Below are 10,813 nucleotides of genomic sequence, written 5' to 3' on the forward strand. Positions count from 1 at the left end.
CATCAGTGCTGGGGGTGAGCACTTGTGGCGGGGCCGGTTTCGGGTTTGCGTATGGTGGCCGCACCGGGTGCGGTGCCGGGCGTGCTCTGGCGGGGGGGCTTGGCATCGAAAGGTGCTCCCTGCCATTCATAGGCCCGGGTCCCTTTGGGCTGCTGGTACCAGCCGGGGTCCTTGTAGTCGTTGGCACCCAGGTTTTTGCGCACCTTGAAGCTGGTGAACATGCCGCCCATCTCTATGGGGCCGTAGGGGCCTTTGCCGGTCATCATGGGGAAGGTGTTGTCGGGCAGAGGCATTTCCATGGTGCCCATATCGCCCATGCCGCGCTCGCCCATCAGCATGTAGTCGGGCACGATCTTCTGGATCTTGCCCACCAGGCCACGGTGGTCCACACCGATCATGGTGGGCACGTCGTGACCCATGGCGCCCATGGTGTGGTGGCTCTTGTGGCAGTGGAAAGCCCAGTCGCCGGGTTCGTCGGCAATGAATTCCACCTGGCGCATCTGGCCCACGGCCACATCCGTCGTCACTTCGGGCCAGCGGGCGGACTTTGGCACGGGGCCGCCATCGGTGCCCGTGACCTCGAACTCATGGCCGTGGATATGGATGGGGTGGTTGGTCATGGTCAGATTGCCCACGCGGATGCGCACCTTGTCACCCTGACGCGCCACCAGCGGACTGATGGCGGGGAAGGCGCGGCTGTTGAAGGTCCAGATATTGAAGTCCGTCATCTCATTGATACGCGGCGTCATGGTGCCGGGCTCGACCGCGTAGGCGCTGAGCAGGAAGGCATAGTCACGCTGCACCTTGTCGATCAGCGGATGGGCTGTCTTGGGGTGGGTGATCCACAAGCCCATCATGCCCATGGCCATCTGCACCATCTCATCCGAATGCGGGTGGTACATGAAGGTGCCGGGGCGGCGCGCTTCGAACTCATAGACAAAGGTCTTGCCCGGAGGGATGTGGGGTTGGTTCAGACCGCCCACGCCGTCCATGCCATTGGGCAGACGCTGGCCATGCCAGTGGATGGTGGTGCTCTCGGGCAGCCGGTTGGTGACGAAGATGCGCACCTTGTCGCCTTCCACCACCTCGATCGTGGGGCCCGGCGACTGGCCGTTGTAGCCCCACATATTGATGAAAAAGCCGGGTGCCACCTCGCGCACCACCGGCTCGGCCACGAGGTGGAACTCCTTGACGCCCGCATTCATGCGCCAGGGCGTGGTCCAGCCGTTGAGCGTGACCACGCCCTGGTAGGGGCGACCGTTGGGCGGCGCCAAGGGCGCAGCCGTGTCGGCGCCGCCTTGCATGACGGGCTCGGGCAGGGCCGCCATGGCAACCTTGCTGACGGCAGTGGCTGCCACTGCAGTGGCAGCGCCGGTGAAAAAGGATCGGCGTTGCATATCAGTGACCTGCTTCGTTGTTGGCAGCGGGGGCTGCGCTGGTGTTGACGGTGGGGGATGTTCCTGGCGATGTGCCTGTCAGGGCCAGGCGCAGATCGGTTTCGGCCAGCCAGAAGTCGCGCTGTGCTTCGGTGGCGGTCACCACCGCTTGCGTGGTACTGCGGGCCTGTGCCAGTAACTGCCACACACTCATGAACATGCCGTTGTAGCGGTAGACGGTTTCTTCCTGCATCAGCTTGGCCAAGGGCAGGACCTCGGCCTGCTGCTGCTGGGCCAGGTCGTAAGCCGTGCGATAGGCCAGCCAGTTGCTGCGGGCTTCGCTACGCGCGCGTATGGCGTTGTCGCGCAGCAGCGATGCGCTGCGCAGCACCTGGTTGCGTGCCATGCCGCGCGCGGCAAAGCCCCAGTCAAACAGCGGCAGCGGCACTTCGAACTCCCAGCCCTGGGTCTTGTCGCTGTGGCCGGTGGCGCGTTCGGTGCTGGTGTTGTTGCTGTAGCTGGCGCCGATATCGCCAAAGATGCTGCCAATCGTGGCCCAGCCCTGGCGGCCGGCGGTCACATCCAGGTCGCGGCGCAGCGCGCCCAGATCCAGCCGCTGGCGAAGCGCCGTGGCCTCGGCGTCATCGCCGCTACGCAGTTCGGCTATTTTCGGCAGGGCGGGCAGCTGGGCGGGCAGCTTGTAGGTCAGTTGCTGCCCCCACAGACCCATGCGGCGGGCCAGCTGCTCGCGTTCCAGCTGGGCGTTCAGACGCGCGCGTGCCAGCTGGGCGGTGGCTTGCTGCTGTTGGGCCAGTTCTCTGGCCTGGTCCATCTTGCTGAAGTTGCCAACCTGAGCCATGCGGCGGGCCAGCTCGCCGCCCAGGGCAGCGGCCTCATGCATGCGTTCGTTGGCGGCCAGGGCCTGCTCGGCGGCAACGGCACGCAGCCACGCGCGGCGTGTATCGGAGGCCAGCAGCAGCACCTGCTGGGCGGCCGTCAGTGTGGCCTGTTCCATCTGCCAGCCCTGCCAGCGGCTGCGCCAGGGCAGAGTGATGAGTTGCACCAGCCCAAAGCTGAGCTGGCGCTCGATCTCGCGCTCGTGGCCGTTGCGAAAGCGGCCGAAGGTAAAGCTGGGGTTGGGCAGGGTCAGCGCTTGCACGCGCTGCGCGTCGGCAATCCCGAGCTGCGCGAGCTGCGCCTGCAAGCCGGGGTTGTTGAGCAGGGCGATGCGCACGGCGGTGTCGGCATCGACAGGGGCTTTGAGCCAGTCGGCAATCTGGGTCTGTGCATCCTGCAGGGCCTGGGCGTGCGGCGAGGGTAGTTGCGCGCCCGCGGGTAGCCTGCCTTCGGTATGTCTGGCCACATTGCCGCGCAGTCCGTCGGGCGAAATGCTGGCGCAGCCGGCCAGCAAAAGTGTGAGTGACATTGCGGCGAGCAATGGCGCGGCCTTGAATGCAAGGCGCTTCATGGCTGGCCTCCGTGAAGGTGCTGATGTGCGGAAGCACCGCGGCCCGGTGCTGGATCGGAGGCATTGCCCTGGGATTTCTCCCACTTGAGCACATCGCCATGGCCGTGCGGGAACTCGCTCACCGCGGCATTGGCGGCTTTCCAGTCACCGGGCTGGGTGACGATGGCAGCGCTGGCGGCGAGCGGCCGGTGCTGCAGCGCCAGCGTGGGAGCGGCGGGGTTGAAAACGCTGTGACTACTGGCCGGGGATTGGGCCGCCGGGAGCGCCGGATTGGACTGTTGGGCCAGGACCGGGGGGCTGACACCGGCCATGAGCAAAGCCATGGCTGTCAAAGAAAGAGGATGCGCTTGGCGCATAGAGGATTCCTGTCATCTAAAACCGGGAGAAGGTCCGCAGTTTTGAGCGTTTTGCGGCTCAAGCCTAGACAGCAAGCGCGATGACTGCTATCAAAAAGCGGACGCACCTAGGGCGTCAGAGCGCAGAAATCGGTGGTTTGACGAGGTCGGCAGGCGCGGCGCTGGCAAAGCGCGCGGCGCCATGGGCCGGCTGGGCGGCCAGGGGGAGGCTGGAGTGAAGCGTCAGCAACTCGGGGTTAGCCAGCGTCGAGTGGCAGATGCCGCAGGCCGTGCAATGGCCTTCATGCTGGTGGCAGTCGCTGTCGGCGACCTTGGCGCTGCAGCTGACGGCCCCTGCAGGGCCTGCCTTGTGGGACGCGGCCATGTCGTGATGCGGCTGTGCGTCGGTCGCGAGGCTTGCATGCGCGTGGTGCACAGCGGCTGCCATGGCGGCCACTTCGTCCAGGCTCTGCGTCTGCACCAGCGCATGTCCCATGTGATGGGACTGGTCGGTGTTCTGCTCCATGGCCATGGCATCGCCTGCCAGACCGCGCAGGGCCAGCAGCAAAACCAGGAACAAGGAGAAAAAGCGACGCATGGGCTGAATGATAGCGAAGGGCGGGGTTTAGTTCCCCCGCTCGGTGCAGTAAATCGTAAATTTGATAGCTGCTTGCGCTTGACCATAAAGGGCTAAGGTCGAATTTCATGCATTTTCAGGTCTGTTGCCCCAATGGCGCAGGCGCAGGCCGTTGGCGACCACCAACAGGCTCACGCCCATATCGGCCAGCACGGCCAGCCACATGCTGGCATTGCCGCTGACGGCCAGAATGAAGAAGGCCAGCTTGATGCCCAGGGCCAGGCTGATGTTCTGCCAGAGCACGCTGTGCGCGCGCTGCGAGAGATCGACCACCTCGGGGATGCGGCGCAGGTCGTCGTTCATGAGCACCACATCGGCAGTCTCCATGGCCATGTCGGTGGCATGCATGCCGCCCATGGCAAAGCCTATGTCGGCCTGGGCCAGCGCTGGCGCGTCGTTGATGCCGTCGCCCGTCATGGCCGTGGGGCCGATGTCGCGCTGCAACTCGCTCAGGGTCTTGAGCTTGTCCTCGGGCAGCATGTTGCCTCGTGCATCGCTGATGCCTGCTTCTGCGGCCACCGTGCGCACGGTGGCGCTGTTGTCGCCGCTGAGCACAATGGGCTTGACACCGAGCGCCTGCAGTTGGGCCACGGCCGCCTTGGCCTGCGGGCGCAGCGGGTCGGCCACGGCAAACAGCGCCTGCACGCCTTGCTCATTGGCCAGCAGGGTGACGGTGCGGCCCTGCTGCTCCTGCAGCATCAGCGCGGCCTGGAGTTCGGCGCTGTCCCAGCCTTGCTCGCCCACCCAGCGCAGATTGGCCAGCGTCCAGCGTTCACCACCGATCTGTGCCTGCACGCCGCGGCCGGGCAGGGCTTGCAATTGCTGTGCTTCGGCAAAGTCCTTGCCGACCTGGGTCTCCAGCCCCTGGGCAATCGCGCGCGATACCGGGTGGTCGGAGCGCGATGCCAGCGCATATGCACGGGCTGTGGCGTCATCGCTGCTCGCCGCGCTCCAGCTCTGCCAGTCCACCAGCTTGGGCGAGCCCGTGGTCAGCGTGCCGGTTTTGTCGAGGGCAATGGCCTTGAGCTGGCGAGCCGACTCCAGGGCGCTGCCGCCCTTGATGAGAATGCCGCGCTTGGCGGCTGCCGTGAGCGCACTGACCACGGTGACCGGGGTGGACAGCACCAGGGCGCAGGGGCAGGCGATGACCAGCAGGGCCAAGGCCTGGTAGGCGGCCTGATGCCAGCTCCAGTCCAGCAGCCAGGGCGCGAGCAGGCCCAGGGCAATCGCCAGCACCAGAACGATGGGGGTATAGACCTCGGCGAAGCGGTCGACAAAGCGCTGGGTGGGGGCCTTGGAGGACTGCGCCTGCTCCACGGCATGGACGATGCGCGCAATCAGGCTGTCGCTGGCGGGTGCGGTCACGCGCAGCTGCAGCTCGCCATCCTGATTGATCGAGCCGGCGTAGAGCTCGTCGCCCGGACCTTTGTGCGCCAGCGCGCTTTCGCCGGTGATGGGAGCCTGGTTAACCGAGCTTTCCCCTTCGGTGACCAGACCATCCAGCGGCACGCGAGCGCCAGGCGTCACGCGCAGCACGGCGCCCAGGGGCACCTCGTTGGCGGCCATGCGCACAGTGCTGCCGTCGGGTTGCAGCACATCGGCGGTCTCGGGCGCGAGTTGCAGCAGATTGCGGATGGCCAGGCGGGCCTTGTCCATGGCCTGGTCTTCGATGCGCTCGGCCGCCGCATAAAGGGCCATGACCATGGCGGCTTCGGGCCACTGGCCGATGATGAAGGCGCCCGTGACGGCCACGGCCATCAAGGCATGAATGCCGAGCCTGAAGCGCAGCAAATCCTTGAGGCCGGCCTTGTAGACGCCCAGGCCCGACAACGCTATACCCAGCACGGCCAACGCCATGCCCAGGTATTGAAGCGTGGAGTTGGTGCCGTCGCCGCCAAACCAGTGGCAGGCCTCGGCCGCCAGAGCTGCAGCCAGAGCGGCATAGATGCGCGGCCAGCCGGGCAGCACGCCATGGTCGTGGGCATGGTTGTGACCGTCACTATCATCGTGTGCCTGGCTCTTAGCCGGCTCGCTGATGGAAAACGGCGCGCAGCAGCCGGTTGCGCAGGCAGATGTGGCGCTGGCGGCCAGGGGTTTTGAAGTGGCGGCGGCGTGATCATGTGCTGATGCATGCTCGTGATCATGTGAATGACCGCTGTGGTCGCCGCCATGGGCGTGGGTGGACAGGCTTTCTTGCTTCATGGCAGTATTGAAAACAATAAAGTCACTTCAAGGTCAAGCATGTCCCTCGATTCGCACGATATTCCACGCTGGCGCATTGGCGAGGCGGCCAGGCGTTCCGGCATCGCGGCAGCCAATATCCGCTACTACGAGAAGGAGCAACTGCTCTCGCCCGGCGTGCGCGAGGATAACCAGTACCGGCTCTACACCGATGGCGATGTGCACCGCCTGCGCTTTATCCGGCTGTGCCGGGCCATGGATATGTCGCTTGACGAGGTGCGCACCCTGCTGGCGCTCGATGGTGCGCGCAAGGCCGATTGCGTGGCTGCCAACAAAACCCTGGATGCCCATCTGGGTCATGTGCGCGAGCGGCTGGCTGAGCTGCTGGCGCTGGAGCACGAGCTGATGCAACTGCGCAGCCAATGCGATGGCTCGGACAGCTTCTGCCACATCATCGAGGCCCTGCATGCCCAGGCCGACGAGCCCCTGCCCGAAGGCCTGCAAGGCAGCGCTGCGGCAAAGCGTCATGTCTGACAGACTGCTACAGCGGCGGCCGCGCCTGCACCCTGAAGTGGACGCTATCATTCCTGCATGAGCTGGAGCGAAACCACCATCAAGCTGCCGGGGCGGATCTGGGCCGCGCTGGGCGCGCAGGCCCTGGCGTGGTGGCGCAGCATTTATCTGACCGCCGTGCTGCTGGTGCTGGTCGGCTCGCCGTCGAGCTATCAGAAGCGGGGGCGGGCCATATTGGCCCAGCAGATGTATGCGCAGACCGCGCCCATACTCACGGGCTTCACCGCGCTGGCAGCCCTGCTGTGTGCGGTGATTGCGCGCATCGTCATCGTCACCGCGCAGAGCTATGGCCTGTCGCGCTATGCGATGGATCTGGTGGTGCGGGTGATGGTTATCGAGCTGATACCGCTGACGGCCGCGCTGTTTGTGGCCATGCGCTGCACTATTCCGGCCGGCGTGCAGGTGGTGCAGATGCGTACCCAGGGCCAGCTCTCGAAGTGGAAGACGCAAGGCATTGACCCTGTCCGTGCGGCGCTGGTGCCGCGTGCGGCGGCGGGAGTGTTTGCGGCCGTCACGCTGGCTGCGCTCAGCTGCATCGTGGCCCTGGTCACCGTGTACCTGAGTGTCTATGGCTTCAGTCTGGCCGGGTTTGTGGCCTACACGCGCATCTTCGGCCAGATCTTCACGCCGTCGCTGACGCTGGTGTTTGTGCTCAAGACCTGGTTTTTCAGCCTCACGGTGGCCGTTATGCCGCTGGCCTCTGCCATGTACACGCCGGTTGCGCGGCACAGGCAGGGCGGGGCGGAGCTGGGCGGTTTTGCACGCATGTTTGCCGTGCTGCTCCTGATCGAGGTGATCTCGCTCATGGGCAACTATTACTGAGAAGGATGGAGCCATGAGCGAAACGCGTATGGCCGAGGAGCAACTGATCGACGAGGAGTTGCTCAGCCTCAAACCCGTCGCGCATCTGCGCGCCAAGGCCGCGGCGCTACTGACGCTGACCCTGGTCTTGATTCTGAGCGCGGCCGCTTATCTGCTCTACGCGCGCGGAGTGTTCGAGCCTACGCAGCGTCTGGTGCTGACTGCCGATGACTCCGAAGGCGTGGTCGTGGGCATGGACATGACCTTCTCGGGCTTTCCGATAGGCCGTGTGCACAAGATAGAGCTGGCCGAGGACGGCTCGGTCCGCATTCTGGTCGATGTGACCGAGAAGGACGCCCACTGGCTGCGCCAGTCCAGCGTGTTCACGCTGGTCAAGGGGCTGGTGGGCGGCACCACCATCAAGGCCTATACCGGCATGCTGGGCGATGCGCCGCTGCCGCCGGATTCCGTGCGGCCCGTGCTCAGCGGCGATGCCACGGCCGAGCTGCCCCAGATCATCAATTCCGCCAAGGAGGTGCTGGCCAATGTGGCCGCCCTGACCGCCACGGATTCGGCCCTGGGCGGATCGCTGGCCGAAGTGCGCAAGCTGGCCGAGCGCATGCAGGGTCAGGGCGGGGTTCTCGGTGCGGTGCTTGGCAGCGACGAGGAAGCGAAGAAGGTCGGCCAGATGCTCGAGCGCGCCAACTCCCTGCTCGGGCGCATGGACCGAATGGTGGCGCGTGCCGACAGCCAGGTCTTCGATGCAAACGGCGTCATGCCCCAGGTCAAGGCCACCATGGAGCAGCTCAACGGCTTGCTGGCCGATACGCGCAAAAGCATGGCCAAGGTCGATGCCGTGCTGGCCGATATGCAGGTGGTGGGCAGCAATGCTCGCGAGGCCTCAACCGACCTGGGCGCGCTGCGCGCCGAGGTCGAAAGCAATCTGCTGCGGCTGGAGTCCGTGCTCAACGATCTGCAGCGCAAATGGCCGTTTTCCCACAAGCCGGAGTTGAAGCTGCCATGACGCAAAAAATCAAGAAAAAACAGACTCCAGGCCAATGGGGTAGAGCGCTGGCTGCTATATCTGTCATGGCGATTTCGGCCTGTGGCAACCAAATCCCGGCACCCGATTGGGCCTTGAATGCTGAAGCTGCGGCGCAAAAAGCCAGCCAGGCCTATTTGCAGGGGCAGCAGCGCGTGGAGGCACTGCAGTGGCAGAAGGCGCGGGATGCCGTGGCCAGCACCGGCCAACCCGCACAGGCCGCCAAGCTGGAGCTGATGCGCTGCGCAGCGCAGGTGGCCAGCCTGGACTGGAACAGCTGCCCGGCCTATGAGGCGCTAGCGCAGGATGCGGGCAAGCCAGAGCAAGCCTATGCCCGCTATCTGCAGGCCAGCCCGCAAGCCGGTGATATCGAGCTTTTGCCCGAGGCGCAGCGTGGCGTGGCGCGGCAGTTGCTCGGCGGCGGCGCAGGTGGTGCTGCCCTGGCCGAGATCAAGGATCCGCTATCGAGACTGGTGGCTGCGGGCGTGCTGCTGCGTGGCGGCGCGGTGGGTCCGGCTCTGCTGCAGCAAGGCGTCGATACCGCTTCGGCGCAAGGCTGGCGCAGGCCTTTGATGGCCTGGCTGCTGCTGCAGCTCAAGGCAGCGCAGCAGGGCGGCGATGCGGAACAACAGGTGCAGCTGCAGCGTCGGCTGAAGCTTCTGGAGACATCCGCGCCCAAGTGAACTCGCGGGCCGCCAGCTCGGAAATGAAAAAGCGAGGCTCAGACCTCGCTTTTTTGTGGATGGCGAGCCAGAGGCCCGCTCAAACCCGGTGCTTAGAAGCGGTGACGGATACCAGCGATCAGGCTGGTGCCGGTCTTGGGGTTGGCATCGGTCACGCGGTCATACATCAGAGCCGTGTAGACATCGGTGCGCTTGGACAGGAAGTGGTCGTAGCCCAGCGTGGCCGTGGTGCGGGTGGCATCAGTGGCGGCATCGTACTTGGTGCGGGCCACGGCTGCCTTGACCGTGCCGGGGGTGCCCGAGACGGGAATGTCCAGGCCCAGCGAGTAGGTCTTGCTCTTGCTATCCAGATCCTTGACCTTGGCCTGGCCGTAGGTGGCGTAGAGCTTCACGACATTGAAGTTGTAGCTGCCGCCGACCATCCAGTCGCTCTTGGTGGGCATGACTGTGCCGCTGCCGGGGTTGGTGATCTGGTCGCGCTCGTAGAAGGCTGTCAGGCTCAGAGGACCGTTGAAATACAGGGCGTTCACGCCGACGTTCTTCTTGCTCTTGTCGCCAGGCGTCGATTGCTCGCCGAACTGGTAGTAGACATTGGCAGTCAGGCCACCGAAGCTAGGCGTCGTGTAGACCAGCATATTGCTCCAGCCAGTGTCGGCGGGCGTGGTCAGACGGGCGCCGCCCCAGGCTGCAGTGGGCGTGTTGGCGTGCAGCACCAGAGGCGAGATGGTGAACGAATCGCCAAAGGGGTTGGTCAGGATGGTGGGCAGGAAGTTGGGCGCCTTGTCGCGGCCCAGGCCGATGCGACCGAAGCTGCCGTTCAGGCCGATGTTGGCATCGCGCGAGAAAAAGGTGTCGCCTGGGAAGCGACCCATTTCACCGGTATCCATGCGCATGAAGGCTGTGATGTTGAAATCGACCTTGAGGCCGCCGCCCAGGTCTTCCGTGCCCTTCAGGCCCCACCAGGAAGTGGTCATGCCGCCGGAGCCGACAACGCCCTTGCGATCCTGGCCGGCCATCTTGACGGAGCCGGCATACATATCGGCCAGGCCCGTCAGTTGCACATTGCTCTGGGCATAAGCGGCGCCGGAGCAGGCCAGGGCCGCAGCCATGGCGATGAAAGCAGTCTTCATGAGTGTCCTCTCGAGTTAGATGTTGGATTTACGTTTTGAAATATAGCGGGGGTTTGTATACAGCTTGCTCTGCAGTTCCGCGGAAGCCGATGAAATCATCTTTTCAGCGATATGACAGTGGTTTTTTTGCCTCAAGGCCCCCGGGAAACCACTTGTGTGCACCGTGTTGGTGCTATCGATATTGTTGTGCGCAGCCGCCTGCTCAAGGCTGTTGCGCGAGAGTGAGTGCTGAGGGTTTGTGGTGTCAGGAATAACAGTCATTCCTGAAAGAAGGGGTTCGGAACGCATCCTGCAGGCTTGCCCTGCCAGGGCCGGAATCAGGGTTGACCCCAGGAGCTATCAGCGCCCGGCTGTCCCGAAGCCTGCGCGACCTGCCAGCTCCTGAGCTGGCGGGCTTGCACGCGATGCGAAGCAGGCTCTGCCGCATGCCTGTGCGCCCTATCCTTGCAGCCTGCGCCGGCATCCGGCTCGCCGTCTGTGGCACTAATTTGAACCTTTTTTGAAAAAAGTGCGCGTTTTCCCAGGGGAGGCTGTTTTTACTCCCTATAATTCGATCCATCGACACGGAATGTAGCGCAGCCTGGTAG

At 64.7% G+C, this 10,813-nt stretch carries 11 protein-coding genes; 4 read left to right on the forward strand and 7 right to left on the reverse strand.

Going from position 1 to position 10,813, the window contains the following annotated elements; translation table 11 throughout:
* Positions 1-2 precede the first annotated feature (2 nt).
* From P353_RS17460 to P353_RS17480, 5 genes are all read right to left on the reverse strand, one after another.
* The gene (locus P353_RS17460; RefSeq protein WP_034372226.1) at positions 3-1,397 is read right to left on the reverse strand and encodes a multicopper oxidase family protein; all 1,395 of its coding nucleotides are present in this window, start codon (positions 1,395-1,397) and stop codon (positions 3-5) included.
* Position 1,398: 1 nt separating this feature from the next.
* Positions 1,399-2,844, reverse strand: a complete 1,446-nt coding sequence (locus tag P353_RS17465; RefSeq protein ID WP_034372229.1) for a TolC family protein — start codon at positions 2,842-2,844, stop codon at positions 1,399-1,401.
* Positions 2,841-3,200: a hypothetical protein gene (locus P353_RS17470; RefSeq protein ID WP_034372232.1), complete on the reverse strand. Its 360-nt coding sequence runs from the start codon at positions 3,198-3,200 to the stop codon at positions 2,841-2,843. Before P353_RS17470 ends, P353_RS17465 begins: the two co-directional genes overlap by 4 nt.
* Before the next feature lie 115 nt (positions 3,201-3,315).
* Complete coding sequence (locus P353_RS17475) at positions 3,316-3,777, reverse strand: hypothetical protein (protein WP_034372235.1); 462 nt, start codon at positions 3,775-3,777, stop codon at positions 3,316-3,318.
* Between the two features lie 105 nt (positions 3,778-3,882).
* Complete coding sequence (locus P353_RS17480) at positions 3,883-6,018, reverse strand: heavy metal translocating P-type ATPase (protein ID WP_034372238.1); 2,136 nt, start codon at positions 6,016-6,018, stop codon at positions 3,883-3,885.
* A gap of 39 nt (positions 6,019-6,057) precedes the next feature.
* Between P353_RS17480 and P353_RS17485 the strand changes: the two genes are divergently transcribed.
* Genes P353_RS17485 through P353_RS17500 form a run of 4 tightly spaced genes read left to right on the forward strand, consistent with a single transcriptional unit; the run spans position 6,058 to position 9,096 of the window.
* Entirely contained in the window at positions 6,058-6,531 is a 474-nt protein-coding gene (locus tag P353_RS17485) for a Cd(II)/Pb(II)-responsive transcriptional regulator (RefSeq protein ID WP_034372241.1), read from the forward strand.
* 57 nt (positions 6,532-6,588) lie between these two features.
* Positions 6,589-7,392, forward strand: coding sequence for an MlaE family ABC transporter permease (locus P353_RS17490; protein WP_034372244.1), 804 nt, complete (start codon positions 6,589-6,591; stop codon positions 7,390-7,392).
* 13 nt (positions 7,393-7,405) lie between these two features.
* Positions 7,406-8,395 carry an MlaD family protein gene (locus P353_RS17495; protein ID WP_034372247.1) on the forward strand — a complete coding sequence of 330 codons (990 nt, stop codon included), beginning with the start codon at positions 7,406-7,408 and terminating at the stop codon, positions 8,393-8,395.
* Positions 8,392-9,096, forward strand: a complete 705-nt coding sequence (locus tag P353_RS17500; protein ID WP_034372250.1) for a hypothetical protein — start codon at positions 8,392-8,394, stop codon at positions 9,094-9,096. Before P353_RS17495 ends, P353_RS17500 begins: the two co-directional genes overlap by 4 nt.
* Positions 9,097-9,188: 92 nt before the next feature.
* Here P353_RS17500 and P353_RS17505 read toward each other — a convergent pair whose 3' ends face one another.
* Complete coding sequence (locus tag P353_RS17505) at positions 9,189-10,226, reverse strand: porin (RefSeq protein WP_034372253.1); 1,038 nt, start codon at positions 10,224-10,226, stop codon at positions 9,189-9,191.
* 15 nt (positions 10,227-10,241) lie between these two features.
* Positions 10,242-10,514 carry a hypothetical protein gene (locus P353_RS29305; RefSeq protein ID WP_157839629.1) on the reverse strand — a complete coding sequence of 91 codons (273 nt, stop codon included), beginning with the start codon at positions 10,512-10,514 and terminating at the stop codon, positions 10,242-10,244.
* Positions 10,515-10,813: the final 299 nt, after the last annotated feature.

This window comes from Comamonas testosteroni (assembly GCF_000761245.1).
GTDB lineage: Bacteria > Pseudomonadota > Gammaproteobacteria > Burkholderiales > Burkholderiaceae_C > Comamonas > Comamonas testosteroni_C.

Coding starts and splice junctions, on each gene's coding strand:
- P353_RS17495 (WP_034372247.1), top strand. CDS start 7,406: ATGAGCGAAACGCGTATGGCCGAGGAGCAACTGATCGACGAGGAGTTG.
- P353_RS17485 (WP_034372241.1), top strand. CDS start 6,058: ATGTCCCTCGATTCGCACGATATTCCACGCTGGCGCATTGGCGAGGCG.
- P353_RS17475 (WP_034372235.1), bottom strand. CDS start 3,777: ATGCGTCGCTTTTTCTCCTTGTTCCTGGTTTTGCTGCTGGCCCTGCGC.
- P353_RS17505 (WP_034372253.1), bottom strand. CDS start 10,226: ATGAAGACTGCTTTCATCGCCATGGCTGCGGCCCTGGCCTGCTCCGGC.
- P353_RS29305 (WP_157839629.1), bottom strand. CDS start 10,514: ATGCGTTCCGAACCCCTTCTTTCAGGAATGACTGTTATTCCTGACACC.
- P353_RS17460 (WP_034372226.1), bottom strand. CDS start 1,397: ATGCAACGCCGATCCTTTTTCACCGGCGCTGCCACTGCAGTGGCAGCC.
- P353_RS17490 (WP_034372244.1), top strand. CDS start 6,589: ATGAGCTGGAGCGAAACCACCATCAAGCTGCCGGGGCGGATCTGGGCC.
- P353_RS17465 (WP_034372229.1), bottom strand. CDS start 2,844: ATGAAGCGCCTTGCATTCAAGGCCGCGCCATTGCTCGCCGCAATGTCA.
- P353_RS17500 (WP_034372250.1), top strand. CDS start 8,392: ATGACGCAAAAAATCAAGAAAAAACAGACTCCAGGCCAATGGGGTAGA.
- P353_RS17480 (WP_034372238.1), bottom strand. CDS start 6,018: ATGAAGCAAGAAAGCCTGTCCACCCACGCCCATGGCGGCGACCACAGC.
- P353_RS17470 (WP_034372232.1), bottom strand. CDS start 3,200: ATGCGCCAAGCGCATCCTCTTTCTTTGACAGCCATGGCTTTGCTCATG.